Source organism: Rhodopirellula sp. UH5, from assembly GCF_056839225.1.
The window spans coordinates 1,591,196-1,606,367 of record NZ_CM166390.1; the positions used below are offsets into that span (position 1 = coordinate 1,591,196).

Genomic DNA, 15,172 nt, shown 5'->3' on the forward strand with positions numbered 1-15,172 from the left:
GAACGCTCGCTTTCCGACCCCTCCCGCTGCGCGGGCGGGGTTCGCAAGACGCAACGCGCACAGCATTTGACAACTGCACGACCTCCTGCGCGGGCGGGGGTCTCAAGGAGGTACTGGCACAGCACTTCAAAACTGCACAACCTCCTCCCAAGGGGAGGGTGATGATGAACGGCTGGCAATACAAGACTTAAGAACTGCACGGCCTGCAAAGTCGCGGGGCTGGGGCACGCACGCATGCATCGACGGCAGTTTGTTCTGAGTGTCGAGTGACAACCTCCTCTCGTTTGCGCAGACACACGTTCCCGGATGCTGGCACGGAGCTGGGCGGCGGCTTCGCAACGCGTTCGTGATTGGTGGCCTGACGGATGAGGTTTGCGAGCCCTATCTGCAGAGCGCAAAATCGAATTCACGACTTCGAGCACACATCGACTCACACACGCCCCGGACTCATCGTGCGTTGCTCACTCTTTGGCGTCGCCTTGGTAGGCACCTGCGGAATAGGTCAGCTCATAGCTGTGCGAATAGATTTCAATCAGATTCCCAAACGGATCTTCGCAGTACACCATGCGGTAAGGCTTCTCGCCAGGATAATATTCGCGGATCGGCATCCGCTGCTTGCCACCATTCTCGACAATCTTTTTGGCGAGCCCTTCGACATCGGGATCTTGCACGCAGAAATGGAACACGCCTGACTTCCAATACTCAAAGTTGTTCTCTCGCCGCTCGGCGTTGTCAAACTCGAACAACTCCACACCGACGCGGTCGCCGGTTGCCAGGTGAGCGATGCGAAAACGTCCCCAGCCTTCACCGAAGACGTCGTTGCACATCACTCCGATTGCCGATTCGTCGGCAACAATTTCGGTTGGTGGCATGATGACGTACCAACCAAGCGTCTGTGTGTAGAACTCCACGGCTTGGTCCAGGTCCGTGACTGAGATTCCAATGTGGGAGAACGTTCGTGGAAAAGTCATGTGCAACAGCCAATCGATGGACGGTGGAGAAGATAGACGGTGGAGAAAAGGGGCAACGACAGGATCAAACGAATCTCCCTGCCATGAAAACAAGGATGATCCATCATCAAGGATGACGGACGGCCCAACAAGACACGCCAGAACGATGCGGTCACAACGATGCGGTCACTGAGCCCATTCGCTCGGAATTGTGCCCACCAGCACATCACAGTGAGCGACGGAAGTGCGTCGGGGGAACGAACGAGTCGACCAACCTTCGTCGGTCCAACATTTGCAACTGCTTTGGTGGTCGGTTAGACGGGCGTTTGGACATTCCAACGGTTCGGTTCCCTGCCGGACAATGAAAGAGGAGAGTGGATTTGAACGACGTGGCCGACGCGGTTTCATTGATGATTCTGGGCGGATTCCTGCTGGCTGGTTTTGCGGCCGATGTGCTGGGCCGTCGGATGCACGTCCCGAGAGTCACGTTGCTGCTGTTGCTGGGATTTTTGGCAGGACCGTCGGGGTGGCACTTGGTGCCCGATGAAATCACTCAGTGGTTTTCATTTGCGACGCTGCTCGCGCTCAGCATCATCGGCTTTCACCTGGGTGAGAGATTTCTCGGCAAGCGTTTGCGGACCACGGGCAAACCGGTCGCGTTTGTGTCGCTGGCCGAGGTCGCCGGGTCCGCAGCGGGCGTGTTTCTATTGCTTTGGGCCTTTGGCGTCCCCATTCCATTGGCGTTGTTGCTTGCCGCCGTGGCCCCAGCCACCGACCCGGCTGCGACGATGGATGTTGCCAGCGGAATAGGCTCGAAAGGCCCGCTCACAGACACGTTGCTAGGAGTCGTGGCAATCGACGATGCCTGGGGAGTGATGTTGTTCAGTCTGCTGACCGTGATTGCCAGTTCCATGGTCTCACCAGAGGCATCGGCAAACGTGGCGTCCTGGGTCGTCCTCGGACATGGGCTCTGGGAAATTGTCGGGGGATTGCTTCTGGGAATCGCCGTTGGGCTGCCCATGGCGATGCTGACTGGCCGCATCAAATCAGGTGAACTGACCATTGTTGAAACGCTCGGGTTCGTGCTGTTGTGCAGCGGATTGGCGATCTACTTTGAGCTTTCTTACGTGATGGCTTGCATGGCAATGGGCGCGACCGTGTCCAACGTCGCTCATCATCACCACCGTCCGTTCCACGCCATCGAAGAGGTCGAACAACCCTTCTTGATTGTGTTCTTTGTCCTCGCCGGGTTCCAATTCCAACTGCACCAATTGGTGAATGTGGGTTGGATCGGATTGGGATACATCGTCGCTCGCGTGATCGGCAAATTCATTGGCGCCTACCTGGGGGCAAAAGCAGCGGGTGCACCGCCCGTCGTCCGCCGTCACGTCGGATTCTGCCTGCTACCGCAAGCTGGCGTTGCGTTGGGATTGGCGTTGATGGTGTCGCAGCGGTACCCGGAGATGGGCGAGAAAGTGCTGACGACCATTGTCGGCACGACGTTCGTGTTTGAACTGGTCGGCCCCGTGGTGACACGCTGGCAATTGATGGTTTCGGGCGAAGCTCATGAAAGCACCTCCCGCACGGAAGTGCAGTCAACGTCCTGAGAAGACTGGATCTGCAATCTCTTGTCGTGTGAAATGGTGGTAAGCAGGTCGGCAGGAGTGATCAAGCACAACCATGTGAGCCGTTTGGCGTTAGCCCCGGTTGTGCGTGAAAACCGTGGCGAACGCCAGCGGCTCACATACCCGATGACACCTGCGTACCTGCTTAGCTGGATTCGCCACGATTCAGATGTGGTCCCTCGCTGACCGGCTTGTCGATTTTGCTATAGGTTGGCCACTCTTGGCCGACATCCACCACTCTGACGGGCAAGAGTGCCCATCCGACATGCCTTGATACGTCGTTGATGACTAAATCGACGAGTGGTGCGTCACAGCTAAAGGTTAGTGGTGATCGTAGTGGACGAAGCCACGAGACCTTGGATTTGACGCCAGTTCAGGACTCGTGGCCTCGTCCACTCCCCTAAAGATCAGTCGTGACCAACCACTAGCCGTGACGCGTTCGGGTTGTGAAGTGGTGCGGTCCGGATTCTGGCGAATCCGGCGACCGTCTGACATCGCTACCGGGACAAAACCATTCGCAACGGAATAGCCACCACGCCCCAAAGCATTTTGCCGCCCAGGCGAACGCCCAAACAACTGATGGGATTCACCCCCATCCTTCCTGCCGACCAGCTTACGAGCCTGACGTCAACGCCTCGAAGCCAACCACGACGTCCAGCAACTCTTCCGTGATCGCCGTTTGCCGTTGAGTCTTGAAAGCCGTGTTCAGTTCATCGAGCGTTTCCTCGATGTTCTTCTCAGCGGCTTGCATCGCTGCGATCCGGCTGGCATTTTCGCTGGCCAAAGATTCCGCACAAGCTTGGTACAACGAAACGTACAGGCTTTGCCGCACCAGCAGGGAAAACAATTCTTCACGCTCACCACCAAAGGTTGGCAAACAGGGCGATTCCCATGATTTGACGGAAAGCCTTTGCAGCCAGGCCAAGTCGATCGGCAACAGTTGGGTCGTGTTGGGCTGGTACGCCCCCGCGGAAGATCGCATGTTCGCGTAGATCCTCAGCGTCGTCAAATGACGTTGCTCCCGGACCGCTTCCACTGCAGTCAGCAAGTCACTGACACAGTCCGCAATTTCGGGCACGGAGGTTGGAATCCGAAACGCCTCGTCAATGGACCAACCACTGTCCGTCAACAAAAACGCGACGCGAGCCCCCACAATCCACAAAGCTTCGGGAGGCCGCTGGCAGTGCTTGGCATGATGTTCCAAGGCATGTGCCGCGATCTGTTCATTGAATTGACCGCACATGCCTTGGTCGCTGCCGATGACAATCACGCCATGGTGTGAATTCTCTTCGGACCCACCCACTTTTGGATTTTCACCGCCCCATTCGCTGGCCGGCAGATGACGGAGTCTCTGTTCCCGCAGGATCACTTGCAGTCCTAGTTCAATGGTTCGGTTGTAATCCATCAACGCGTCCGCTGCCCGTTGGTATTGGTGAATCCGTACGGCGGCCAACGTCTTCATCGTGGTCACAACCGACTGCAAGTCCGACGCGGTTTCGATCTTACGCCGCAAGAGTTCAAGCGTGGGCATGAACCGCTCCGGCAGCAATGTTGGCGATCTGTTCCACCTGTTCCTTGTCCAGTTTTTCCCCTGCCTGCATCTGGGCACACAACTCAGCCGCTTGCGACGTCACCGCATCCTGGATAGCACGCTCCAGCTTGGGAAGTTGTTCCACGGGGCGACCATCCAACACGCCATTGGTCACCGCAATCAACGATGCGATCTGTTGCGGCAGCGTGAGCGGTTGAAATTGAGTTTGCTTGAGAATTTCTCGAATCAATCGCCCACGATTGAGCGTTGCACGGGTGTCTTCATCGAGCTGACTGCTGAAGCGTGCGAAGCGTTCCAGCTCTTCAAATTGCGAATACGTCAATCGCAAATCCCCCGCGACGACACGGTAAGCGGGCAGTTGGGTTTTCCCACCGACTCTCGAAACGCTGCGGCCAACATCAATCGCCGGCAACACGCCCTTTCGAAACAAGGTGGGTGACAGGTAGATCTGACCGTCCGTGATCGAAATCAAATTCGTCGGAATGTACGCCGACACGTTCTGGGCTTCCGTTTCGATGATTGGCAGAGCCGTCAAGGAACCTCCGCCGGCACTTTGGATCAAGTGCGTGGAACGTTCCAGCAAACGCGAGTGAACATAGAAGATGTCCCCTGGAAACGCCTCTCGGCCTGGCGGTCGCCGCAACAACAATGACAGGTGCCGGTAAGCTCTCGCATGCGACGTCAAATCGTCGTAGACGATCAACACGTCGCGTCCCTCTCGCATGAAGTGCTCTCCCATCGTCGTTGCCGCGTAGGGTGCCAAGAACTGCAATCCCGGCGGGGCATCATCGGCACCGATCACCACAATGGTGTGATCCAAAGCATCGTGACGACGCAAGTTTTCAATCACGCGGGCCACGCCCGTGCTGCGTTGGCCAATGCTGCAATAGATGCAAATCACGTCGCGGCCGCGTTGATTGATGATCGTGTCAACCGCGATCGCTGTCTTGCCCGTTTGACGATCCCCGAGCAGCAACTGACGTTGACCACGACCGATCGGAATCATCGCGTCAACAACTTTCAGCCCGGATTGCAATGGCACAGTCACCGGAGCACGTTGCATGATCGGGGGTGCATCGCGCTCGCAAGGTTCACGCGGTAAATCATCGAGGGACCGCCCACCATCCAGAGGCCGGCCAACCGGGTCCACCACACGTCCAAGAAGCTGATCGCCGACGGGAGTGTCCAGCACCGTGTGCATTCGCTCCACCCGCGATCCGGCGGTGATCTGTTCACTGGAATCCAGCAACACGCAACCGACTTGCTCAGGATCCAAGTTGAAAGCGTATCCAAGGTGTCCGCCGGCAAACCGGAGCACTTCGTCGACTTGCACGTGGGGCAAACCGTGGACCCGAGCGATCCCGCGTTGAACCTCTTCGACCGTGCCAATTTCGGTGACCGACAATTGGGCGGGTTGGGCTTTCACTGCCTGATCAAACTGGTGTGCGGCAGCTTCCAGTGTTTCTGAGTAGATGGTCATGGTCGATCGTGCTTTCACAGCGGCGAGTCCTGGAGAAAGCGAAAGGCACCTGTCAAAGAACCAATCACCTCGTCCAGCTTCCACGCCGTTGCTCACGCCACGTTGGCCTCCATCTTTTTGAGAGCACGTTCCGCATTCCATGGCAGGCTGTAACCACCCGCGTCCATTTCCATTCCCGCGATCAACGCCGAATCCGACTCAAAGCGAACTTCCGCGTCACCTTGGAACACCTGATGAATCGCGTCACGGATTTGAGTTCGGTCGTCGTCATCCAGGTCGTCCGCAGATCGAACCAAGACGGGGTTTCCCGAATCGGTTAATTGGGTGGCGATGGCGGCACGTTGTGTTTCGTCGAGCATCCGCAACTGCTTCACAAACGTTTGACAAACCCGCTTCTGCAGATCTTCGTCGGCCAGTTGTTGGATTGTTTCCCGCGCGGCCTGAAACCCCATGCGTTGAATGTCGCGACGGGTCTGATCAGCCAAGTCCTTTTGATCTCGTTCAAAGGTGGACGTCCAGTGTTCGCGCCGGGTATCCGCCTCTTTCCGCGCCTCTTGAATCAGTCTCTGCCGTTCGCTGTCTGCATCGGCTTTTGCCTTGGCAAGCATTTCTTCTCGCTGTTCTTCCAACAACTGCGTCTGCTTTTCCAACGCCGCACGTTGCTGGTTCGCTTCGGCCTTGGCGGTTTCCGCATCGCTTAAACGCTGCGTCACCTTCTGCTCACGTGTCTGCATCGCGCGGACGATGGGACCGTAAAGGAAATATCGCAACAACCCAACCAGAACCAGGAAGTTGATGACTTGGGCGGTGAAGGTGAACCAATCAATGCTCATCGTTTCGTATCCCTTGCTATTGCGTCAGGTGGTTCCAGAAGGGATTGGCAAACAGCAGAATCATCGACACAACAAAGCAGTAGATAGCCGTGGACTCGATCATGGCCAAACCCACAAACAGGGTGCGGGTGATCGTGTTGGACGAATCCGGTTGCTGTGCAATGGAACTGAGAGCCTGGGCCACGGCACGCCCTTCGGCAAACGCGGGCCCGATCGATCCGATGGCGGTGGTCAAACCCGCCATGATGATGCTGGCGACGGCGATCGTCGTGGTGCTATCCATGATGTATTCCTTGTTGGTTGGACGATGAACTCAATGTTCGGTGGACTCAGTGTGCAATGAACGAACAAGACAAAAGACGAACTGGGCTTTCCGACTCGGTCACTTGGCGACTTTGGTTGCCGACGCGATGTAGACCATCGCCAAGACGGCAAAGATGTAGGCTTGAATCATTCCGGTCAGCAGCCCCATCACTTGCATCACAATCGGAATGAAGAGCGGGACGAAGCTGATCAGAATCGCGGCGATCACTGCACCGCTCATCATGTTCCCGTACAAACGCACAGCCAGTGCCAAAGTCCGTGAAAGTTCGCCAATCAAGTTGAATGGAAGCATCAACGGTGTCGGTTGCAGGTAACGCTTCAAGTAGTTGCCAACCCCATGCGAAGCGATTCCAAACACGGGGACCGCCACAAACACGCAAGTCGCCAAGGCCGCTGTCGTCGACAGTGAACCGGTGGGCGGGACGTAGCCGGGCACGATGCTCAACAAGTTGGCCACTGCAATGAACAGGAACAACGTTCCCACAAACGGCAGGTACGGCCCCGGGTCGTGACGACTGACATCTCGAATTTGATCTCGAATGCCGGTGACCAGCACTTCCAAAAGGTTTTGCCAACGCGGGATCTCGGTGTCGCTGGTCAATCGCCGGGTGATCCACCACGAACCAACGACCAACAACGCCATCACCAACCAAGTGAACGCAAGCGTGGCGTTGATCTTCACGACCGGCCAAGCCTCCGATTGCCACAGGATCCATTCGTCCGATGTGATTTGCACGCCACTCATGGTTTGCTCCTGGGACGCAATTTTTCCGCTGGCAAAGTTTGTGCCGACGCAAGTTGAAAGCTGGAGTCACGCTGAGCGATAGTGCACACGCCAACTGTGCGAATGAGCGCGAACCCCATGGCCGCTGCCACCAGGATTCGCCAATCCCCGCTGCGTGCCAGCACTCCCAAAACCCCCAACACCACGGCCATCCGCAGCAACGCACTGCCGCCGAGCAACAGCCACGGTTGCCGAGACGCGGGCAAGCGAACCGTGGTCCACCACAATGAGGCGACAAAGAACGCAGCTGCTGCGGCACCCGCAAGGAATCCGCCCGTCAATCCAATCCATTCATTCATCTTCATTCTCCCGATTGACCCACCACCACGCATTCAAACACCCCATCCCCACACCACCAATCAACAGCATCAACGTCCAAGAGAACCGACTCGGCCAGCGTTCATCAATCCAAATTCCCACTGCGATCCCGAGCAGTGTTGGAATCGCAATCGACCACCCCACCAACCCGAACATTCCCAAACCAAACCACGCGGAATGCTCGCCCTGCTGACGTGCGTCGAGCTTGCGAGATTGCTTCGCATCGACGTTGTCTTGAAGCGTTTGACGCTTGTTCATCGCTTGTTTCGTCCCTTAAACCACATGGTCGTCGGCGAGTGCCATCGTTCGGCGGAGGAAATCCGCTTCCAGCTTCGCGACCGCGGTGTGAGCAGCACGCTGCTGTTCGTCCATCTGCGAAAACTCCTCGCGAACCAGGCGTTGCAGTTCTTCCAGTTCCGCCCCGTGCGAAGCCGCTTCGGCAGAGACGTAAACATCACTGGCTCGTTTGACCAGGATCCCGGTCCCGACGGCCGCGAACGATTCCTTTCCTGTCTCATCTTCCCAGCTCAGCAAACCAGGCACCAAAGCGGCCAGGAAGTCGACATGTCGCGGCAGCAAACAAAAACTCCCGTGGGTGCCCTCGGCAATCACCTTGTTGACAGTCAGATCCAACACGATCTCGTTGGGGGTGTTCAATGTCAGGTTCATGATTTGGAACTCGGAAGTTTGCCCACCATGTACAAGTCTCGCTCGGGCCGATCTTGAAACTCGTCATTCAGAATCCGTTCGCAGCCATCCAAGGTGTCTTCAATGCTCACCATGTGTCCCTCGTGGCCGGTGAATTGCTGCGTCGTGAAGAACGGTTGCGTCAAGAATCGCTCCAAACGTCTGGCCCGATTCACCGTCAAACGATCCTGGCGAGAAAGTTCTTCCATGCCCAGCATTGCGATGATGTCTTTCAGTTCTTCGTATCCGGCCAACGTTTGACGGACATTGCTGGCCGTTTTGTAGTGCCGCTCGCCGACCACCCCCGGCAACATCATTTCCGAGGTCGACTTCAATGGATCGATCGCAGGATACAATCCCTCGCTGGCTCGTTTGCGTGACAGCACCACGGTTGCCGACAGGTGAGCAAAGGTGTGCACGGCGGACGGATCCGTGAAGTCGTCGGCGGGAACATAAACAGCTTGCACCGATGTGATTGCTGCGTCCGACGTGGTGCAAATGCGCTCCTCGAGTTCCGCCAGGTCACTCGCAAGCGAAGGCTGATAGCCCACGCGGGATGGCAATTGCCCGAGCAAACCGGAGACTTCCATCCCGGCCTGCACAAACCGAAAGATGTTGTCAATCAACAGCAACACATCTTGCTTGGCGTCGTCACGAAAGGATTCCGCCATCGTCAACGCCGCGTGGCCGACGCGAAATCGGGCTCCTGGCGGTTCGTTCATTTGCCCAAAGACCATCACCGTGTTGTCCCGAACACCGGCAGTCCCCATTTCACGGTACAGTTCCTCTGCTTCTCGACATCGTTCACCGATCCCGCAGAACAGGCTGATGCCATCGTGCCCGCCAACGATGTTGTGGATCAACTCGGTGATCAAAACGGTTTTGCCAACACCAGCACCACCAAACAGCCCTGCTTTGCCGCCTCGTTCGAGCGGCGACAGCAGATCGATGGCCTTGATGCCGGTCGTGAACACTTCCGACTGCGCGATGCGGCGGTTGATCGTGGGCGGCGTCTGATGAATGCTGCGGTGCTCAACCGAATCCAAACTTTCGCCATCGTCGAGCGTGTTCCCAAACACATCGAGCACCCTACCGAGCAGAGGGTTGCCGACCGGTACCTGCATGGGTCGCCCGAAACTTCGCACGGGAGCCCCCCGTGACAATCCGCGGGGCGATGTGATCGCGATGGCACGAACGGTATGCGGGTCGAGTTGGCTGGCGACTTCCGCCACGACTTCCCCGTGCTCGCCAATCCGCAATTCCCAATTCATTTCCGGAAGTTCATCGGGAAAGCAAACGTCGATCACACTGCCACGAACAGCGACGACATGCCCGCGATTGGAATCATTCAGCGAAGAGGTTTCGATTTCCATCTGTATCATTCCGGCATCGGATAAGACACCCGGGGAAGTTGAGGAAGGTTTCGTTCAGTTGTTCATCTCAATGGTTGTGCCTTCACGACACACCGAGTGGCATGCATTCGCTGTGCCACGGGAGATTTCACGCCGCTTGGACGGGACCTGGCAGCAAGGCCTGAAACTCGGAGGCGTCGAGTGTTTCGTGTTCCAGCAATTCAGTGGCGACGCGGTTCAACGCCTCTCGATGTTCCGTCAGGATGGACTGCGCCTGGGCGTAGGCGATCGCCAACAAACTCTTGACCTCATCGTCGATGCTGCTGGCCGTGTGTTCACTGCAATCACGTTGCAGAACGCCAGAAGTGGCGGTGAATGCATTGGGCTGCTGCGCACAGTGGGTCAGCCCCACCGAATCGCTCATCCCGAACATGCAAACCATCTGGCGAGCGATCGTGGTGGCTTTCTGCAAATCGTTCTCGGCCCCAGAGCTGACTTCGCCAAACACAATCTGCTCGGCAGCACGCCCACCCAACAACCCGCTCAAACGGTCGTCCAACTCGCTGCGTGTCATCAGATACTGGTCCTCCGTCGGCAATTGCAACGTGTACCCCAACGCCGCCTGTCCTCGCGGGATGATGCTGATCTTCCGCACCGGTTCGGCGTGTTCGCTGAACGTTGCCACCAACGCATGTCCGACTTCATGAAAGGCAACCCGGCGGCGTTCTTCTTCGCCCAAGCGGCGGCTCTTTCGTTCCGGTCCGGCGACCACCTTTTCCACCGCTTCTTCCAAATCACATCTCGCGATCGACTTCGATTTACGTCGAGCCGCCAGCAGTGCCGCTTCGTTCATCACATTCGCAAGATCAGCCCCCGACAATCCCGGCGTCGAGCGTGCAATGTCACGCAGGTCAACGCTTTCATCCAGCGGTTTGTTGCGAGCATGAACACTGAGGATCCCCAACCGGCCTTCGAAGTCGGGCGCATCCACCAGCACTTGCCGATCGAATCGCCCGGGACGCAACAACGCGCGGTCCAGCACCTCGGGACGGTTGGTTGCCGAGAGGATGATCACCCCGGTGTTGGCAGCAAAGCCATCGAGCTCAACCAACAATTGATTCAGCGTTTGCTCCCGTTCATCGTTCACCGTGGCCACATGAACCCCGCGTTCACGACCAATCGCATCGAGTTCGTCAATGAAGATGATGCACGGCGCGTGTTTCTTGCCTTGTTCGAAAAGATCCCGAACACGTGCTGCTCCCACGCCCACAAACATCTCGACAAACTCACTGCCGCTGATCGAAAAGAACGGCACGCCAGCCTCCCCAGCAACGGCGCGGGCGAGCAAGGTCTTGCCCGTCCCGGGAGGGCCGACCAACAGCACTCCTTTGGGGATTTTGGCACCCAGGTCCACGTACCGTTCGGGGTTCTTCAGAAAATCAACGACTTCTTCCAATTCGAATTTGGCCTCAACGCAACCCGCCACGTCGGTGAACCGAACCCCTGTGTCCTCGTCCGCGACCAACTTCGCCTTGCTGCGTCCGAACCCCATCATGGCTTGCCCCGTGTTGCCAATTCGGTTGGCCAGAAACCGACTGAGGAAAAGGAAGGCAACCAACGGCAACACCCACCACAACAACAGATTTTGCATCACGCTAGGCGGCCGACTGCCAGTGAACTTCACATTGGCCGCGGTCAACTGATCCACCAATTCAGGATCTTCCACGCGGTTGGTGACGAACGTGATCGGTTGGGGATCCGATGCCGTTTCGTCGCTGGTTGGTTCAGCTTTGGATTCTGACTCCGTCGCGGGTGTCGCGTCAGGAACATACACGCCCTCGATCGTGTCCTCGGAAAGTTCGCACTCGGTGACTTCGCCCGCCACCACGTGGGCCTTGAATTCGCTGTAAGGAATTCGCTGCACTTCCGCGATTCGAGAGAAGTCCTGCCAAAGCCACAGGACCAACAGCAGCACCGAGAAATACCACAGCGCCGACTGCCACTGAGGGTACGGAGGTTCATTGGCTGACTTGTCAGTCGAATCACCCTTTTTCTGGTCGAGTTTGATTTCCATCGGACTTGTTCATCGTGAAGGGATTGCTTGGATGCCGAAATGGCGAGTCGCTGCCGTTCGGTTCAGTCCGTGAGATGACTTCGATCATTCCAAAGACGAATGACGGAATCCGTTTTGCCGTGGTGATACCCCACGATGCTCAACGCGGCCGTGCCGAGAAAGAATTGGTGCCCGGTTTCCGGTGGCAACCCAAGCCAGCAAGCCGCGAAGACCTGCAAGAAGTGTTTGTGGGCGAAGAGCAAGCGGTCACCCCTTTGCTGACGAATCCGCTCGATGACGCGCTGGACGCGTGAGGTCACATCGGCCAGCGTCTCTCCGTTGGGACATCCATCGCGAAAGAGATTCCAACCGGGATTTATTGCCTCAATCTCCTCCCGTGTCAGCCCTTCGTAGTCACCGCAATTCCACTCCGTCAAATCTTCCACGACGGTGGCCTCCGAGCCAAAGCCCGCCAACTCGCACGTTCGCTTCGCTCGTTGCAATGGGCTGGTCCAAACCTCTTCGAACGCCACCCCTGCCAACCGCCCGCGAAGCTGCGAGGCGTTTCGCTCGCCTTTAGGGGTCAGTGGCAAATCAGTCGATCCGGTGTGCTGAGCCGTGATCGTCCAAGGCGTCTCACCATGCCGAGCGAGATAGACCAGCGGGAGTCGCTCGTTCATCGCGTTGGACTCCATTGCCAGTTCCGCACTTCAGGCATGTCTTGACCGTTCCTGTTGATGTAGCGTCGATGCTCGACCAATTTCTCTTGCATCCGAGCTTTCAGAGCTTGGCCTTGCCCTCCGGTTTCGGGCAAGCGATCAATCACGTCCATCACCAAATGGAATCGGTCGAGATCGTTCAGCACCGTCATGTCAAACGGCGTCGTGATCGTGCCTTCTTCCTTGTACCCACGCACATGAATGTTGGCGTGATTGGTCCGACGATAGGTCAGCCGGTGAACCAACCAGGGGTAAGCGTGAAAGGCAAAGATCACATGTTTATCCTGGGTGAACAATTCATCAAAGTCGGGATCGCTGAGACCGTGTGGGTGTTCCGACTTGGGTTGCAACCGCATCAGATCGACCACGTTGACAACGCGAATTTTCAGTTCTGGCAAATGCTCACGCAGAATGGAAACCGCGGCCAACGTTTCCAAGGTGGGGACATCGCCACAACAAGCCATCACGACATCGGGGTCGTCCGAGGACTCATTGCCAGCCCAGTCCCAAACCCCAATTCCTTTGGCACAGTGTTCCACGGCTTCATCCATTGTCAGCCACTGTGGCGAGGGATGCTTGCCCGCCACGACGACATTGACGTAATGCCGACTTCGCAAGCAGTGATCCATCACCGAGAGCAAGCAGTTGGCGTCTGGCGGCAGATAAACGCGAACAATTTCCGCTTTCTTGTTGACCACCACATCAATGAAACCGGGGTCTTGGTGCGTGAACCCGTTGTGGTCCTGTCGCCACACGTGCGAGGCCAGCAAGTAATTCAGCGACGCGATCTTGTGACGCCACGGCAACTCCGACGTTACCTTCAACCACTTTGCATGTTGGTTGAACATCGAATCAACGATGTGGACAAATGCTTCGTAACAATTGAACAGTCCGTGCCGTCCGGTCAACAGGTACCCCTCCAACCAGCCTTCGCATTGATGTTCGCTGAGCATTTCCAGGACGCGGCCGGTGGGCGCGAGCAATTCGTCGGTGTCGACCGTCGCTGCGTTCCACTGCCGCTGAGTGACATCAAACACAGCTTCCAATCCATTGGAGAGCGTTTCGTCGGGACCAAAGACACGAAAATTCTTGTGGTCGTCGTTCAGTTGAATGACGTCGCGAATGAATTTGCCCGTGACGTGCGTGTCACCAATGCCTCGGCAGCCACGTTCCGTGATTTCAACGGCGTACTCCCGAAAGTCAGGCATCTTCAATTGCCGCAGCAAACGTCCGCCGTTGGCGTGTGGATTCGCGCCCATCCGACGATCGCCCGTGGGCGCCAGATCCGCAATTTCTGATCTTAGGCGTCCGCCTTCATCAAAGAGTTCTTCTGGGCGATAGCTGCGGAGCCATTCTTCGAGCTGTTGCAGGTGGTCGGGCCGGGTGGCGGGATCAGATAGCGGGACTTGGTGGGAGTGAAACGTGCCTTCGATTGGAACGCCGTCCACAAACTTCGGCCCCGTCCATCCCTTGGGCGACCTCAACACAATCATGGGCCAACGAGGACGAGTCGTGTCGCCACTTTCGCGAGCCTTCCGCTGGATCGATTGAATCTGTTCCACCGCGATATCCAGGGCTTCCGCCATCGCTGCATGCATTCGCATCGGGTCATCGCCCTCCACAAAGATGGGAGTCCAGCCATAGCCTCGCATCAATTGATCCAGTTCCTCGTGATCGATGCGAGCGAGGATGGTGGGGTTGGCGATCTTGTAACCGTTCAAATGCAAGATTGGGAGGACCGCACCATCGGTCGCCGGATTCAAGAACTTGTTCGAATGCCAAGCAGTTGCCAATGGTCCGGTTTCCGCTTCTCCATCGCCCACCACGCAAGCGACCATCAAATCGGGGTTGTCGAACACAGCACCGAACGAATGGCTCAGCGAATATCCCAGTTCGCCGCCTTCGTGGATCGAACCGGGGCATTCGGGCGACGCGTGGCTGGGAATTCCTCCGGGAAAAGAGAATTGAATGAACAGCTTTCGCATCCCCTCTTCGTCTTGGCTGATGTGCGGGTAGATTTCGCTGTAAGTGCCTTCCAGGTACGTGTTCCCGACGACGGCCGGACCGCCGTGACCTGGCCCCGACACGTAAATCATGTCGAGATCGTATTGCTTGATGATCCGGTTCAAATGGGCATAGATGAAGTTCTGGCCGGGCGTGGTTCCCCAGTGCCCCAATAACATGTGCTTGACGTCCTCAATCTTCAGCGGACGTTTCAGCAAGGGGTTGTCATAAAGGTAGATCTGCCCGACCGACAAATAGTTCGCAGCCCGCCAATAGGCGTCGATCTTTCGCAGGGTCTCCGGAGCAACTTGGGTTGATTCAAGTGTTTCAATCATCGCGTCGGCCTTCTCGGTTGGATGGAATGCGGATCGATTGATTGGCAATTGCTGTACCACAGCCCGGGAGAACACGTCTTGCCAATCGAACCACGCCATATCCCTCGCCAAAAATTTCCCGACTGCCCTCGTCCCTGTGACAGGATGTCATCCGAC

At 56.9% G+C, this 15,172-nt stretch carries 14 protein-coding genes; 1 reads left to right on the forward strand and 13 read right to left on the reverse strand.

All coding sequences use genetic code 11. The annotated features are described in order from the left end of the window. Positions 1–461: 461 nt before the first annotated feature. The gene (locus tag UH5x_RS05860) at positions 462–971 is read right to left on the reverse strand and encodes a lactoylglutathione lyase family protein (RefSeq protein ID WP_482635065.1); all 510 of its coding nucleotides are present in this window, start codon (positions 969–971) and stop codon (positions 462–464) included. 353 nt (positions 972–1,324) lie between these two features. Here UH5x_RS05860 and UH5x_RS05865 point away from each other — a divergent pair, with 353 nt between their 5' ends. Continuing rightward, positions 1,325–2,557 (forward strand): cation:proton antiporter, encoded by a 1,233-nt coding sequence (locus tag UH5x_RS05865; RefSeq protein WP_053061101.1) that lies wholly within the window; start codon positions 1,325–1,327, stop codon positions 2,555–2,557. Positions 2,558–3,188: 631 nt separating this feature from the next. Here UH5x_RS05865 and UH5x_RS05870 read toward each other — a convergent pair. The 12 genes from UH5x_RS05870 to UH5x_RS05925 form a co-directional block, all read right to left on the reverse strand. Then, positions 3,189–4,106 carry a F0F1 ATP synthase subunit gamma gene (locus tag UH5x_RS05870; RefSeq protein ID WP_047813934.1) on the reverse strand — a complete coding sequence of 306 codons (918 nt, stop codon included), beginning with the start codon at positions 4,104–4,106 and terminating at the stop codon, positions 3,189–3,191. After that, the gene (locus UH5x_RS05875; RefSeq protein ID WP_482635066.1) at positions 4,093–5,607 is read right to left on the reverse strand and encodes an alternate F1F0 ATPase, F1 subunit alpha; all 1,515 of its coding nucleotides are present in this window, start codon (positions 5,605–5,607) and stop codon (positions 4,093–4,095) included. Before UH5x_RS05875 ends, UH5x_RS05870 begins: the two co-directional genes overlap by 14 nt. A 92-nt stretch (positions 5,608–5,699) precedes the next feature. Next, a complete protein-coding gene (locus UH5x_RS05880; RefSeq protein ID WP_482635067.1) occupies positions 5,700–6,440 on the reverse strand; it encodes a F0F1 ATP synthase subunit B family protein in 741 nt (246 codons plus the stop codon). A gap of 16 nt (positions 6,441–6,456) precedes the next feature. Beyond that, positions 6,457–6,723, reverse strand: coding sequence for a F0F1 ATP synthase subunit C (locus tag UH5x_RS05885; RefSeq protein ID WP_047813932.1), 267 nt, complete (start codon positions 6,721–6,723; stop codon positions 6,457–6,459). A gap of 99 nt (positions 6,724–6,822) precedes the next feature. Beyond that, positions 6,823–7,509: a F0F1 ATP synthase subunit A gene (locus UH5x_RS05890; protein WP_482635068.1), complete on the reverse strand. Its 687-nt coding sequence runs from the start codon at positions 7,507–7,509 to the stop codon at positions 6,823–6,825. Continuing rightward, positions 7,506–7,847, reverse strand: coding sequence for an N-ATPase subunit AtpR (locus UH5x_RS05895; protein ID WP_047814170.1), 342 nt, complete (start codon positions 7,845–7,847; stop codon positions 7,506–7,508). The genes UH5x_RS05890 and UH5x_RS05895 overlap by 4 nt, the downstream gene beginning before the upstream one ends. After that, positions 7,840–8,124: an AtpZ/AtpI family protein gene (locus tag UH5x_RS05900; protein ID WP_047813930.1), complete on the reverse strand. Its 285-nt coding sequence runs from the start codon at positions 8,122–8,124 to the stop codon at positions 7,840–7,842. The genes UH5x_RS05895 and UH5x_RS05900 overlap by 8 nt, the downstream gene beginning before the upstream one ends. Before the next feature lie 15 nt (positions 8,125–8,139). Beyond that, positions 8,140–8,535, reverse strand: a complete 396-nt coding sequence (locus UH5x_RS05905) for a F0F1 ATP synthase subunit epsilon (protein WP_047813929.1) — start codon at positions 8,533–8,535, stop codon at positions 8,140–8,142. Continuing rightward, positions 8,532–9,935 carry a F0F1 ATP synthase subunit beta gene (atpD, locus tag UH5x_RS05910; protein ID WP_482635069.1) on the reverse strand — a complete coding sequence of 468 codons (1,404 nt, stop codon included), beginning with the start codon at positions 9,933–9,935 and terminating at the stop codon, positions 8,532–8,534. The genes UH5x_RS05905 and atpD overlap by 4 nt, the downstream gene beginning before the upstream one ends. 118 nt (positions 9,936–10,053) lie before the next feature. Beyond that, on the reverse strand, positions 10,054–11,979 hold the full coding sequence (gene ftsH, locus UH5x_RS05915) for an ATP-dependent zinc metalloprotease FtsH (RefSeq protein ID WP_482635070.1): 1,926 nt from the start codon (positions 11,977–11,979) through the stop codon (positions 10,054–10,056). A 62-nt stretch (positions 11,980–12,041) separates the two neighbouring features. Then, the gene (locus tag UH5x_RS05920) at positions 12,042–12,638 is read right to left on the reverse strand and encodes a histidine phosphatase family protein (protein ID WP_482635071.1); all 597 of its coding nucleotides are present in this window, start codon (positions 12,636–12,638) and stop codon (positions 12,042–12,044) included. After that, positions 12,635–15,016, reverse strand: coding sequence for a phosphoketolase family protein (locus tag UH5x_RS05925; protein ID WP_482635072.1), 2,382 nt, complete (start codon positions 15,014–15,016; stop codon positions 12,635–12,637). The genes UH5x_RS05920 and UH5x_RS05925 overlap by 4 nt, the downstream gene beginning before the upstream one ends. Between the last annotated feature and the right edge of the window lie 156 nt (positions 15,017–15,172).

Excerpts from the sequence above, each read along its gene's own strand:
- UH5x_RS05880 (WP_482635067.1), bottom strand. The coding sequence starts at position 6,440 with ATGAGCATTGATTGGTTCACCTTCACCGCCCAAGTCATCAACTTCCTG.
- UH5x_RS05885 (WP_047813932.1), bottom strand. The coding sequence starts at position 6,723 with ATGGATAGCACCACGACGATCGCCGTCGCCAGCATCATCATGGCGGGT.
- UH5x_RS05920 (WP_482635071.1), bottom strand. The coding sequence starts at position 12,638 with ATGAACGAGCGACTCCCGCTGGTCTATCTCGCTCGGCATGGTGAGACG.
- atpD (WP_482635069.1), bottom strand. The coding sequence starts at position 9,935 with ATGATACAGATGGAAATCGAAACCTCTTCGCTGAATGATTCCAATCGC.
- UH5x_RS05890 (WP_482635068.1), bottom strand. The coding sequence starts at position 7,509 with ATGAGTGGCGTGCAAATCACATCGGACGAATGGATCCTGTGGCAATCG.
- UH5x_RS05895 (WP_047814170.1), bottom strand. The coding sequence starts at position 7,847 with ATGAATGAATGGATTGGATTGACGGGCGGATTCCTTGCGGGTGCCGCA.
- UH5x_RS05860 (WP_482635065.1), bottom strand. The coding sequence starts at position 971 with ATGACTTTTCCACGAACGTTCTCCCACATTGGAATCTCAGTCACGGAC.
- UH5x_RS05870 (WP_047813934.1), bottom strand. The coding sequence starts at position 4,106 with ATGCCCACGCTTGAACTCTTGCGGCGTAAGATCGAAACCGCGTCGGAC.
- ftsH (WP_482635070.1), bottom strand. The coding sequence starts at position 11,979 with ATGGAAATCAAACTCGACCAGAAAAAGGGTGATTCGACTGACAAGTCA.
- UH5x_RS05925 (WP_482635072.1), bottom strand. The coding sequence starts at position 15,016 with ATGATTGAAACACTTGAATCAACCCAAGTTGCTCCGGAGACCCTGCGA.
- UH5x_RS05905 (WP_047813929.1), bottom strand. The coding sequence starts at position 8,535 with ATGAACCTGACATTGAACACCCCCAACGAGATCGTGTTGGATCTGACT.
- UH5x_RS05900 (WP_047813930.1), bottom strand. The coding sequence starts at position 8,124 with ATGAACAAGCGTCAAACGCTTCAAGACAACGTCGATGCGAAGCAATCT.
- UH5x_RS05875 (WP_482635066.1), bottom strand. The coding sequence starts at position 5,607 with ATGACCATCTACTCAGAAACACTGGAAGCTGCCGCACACCAGTTTGAT.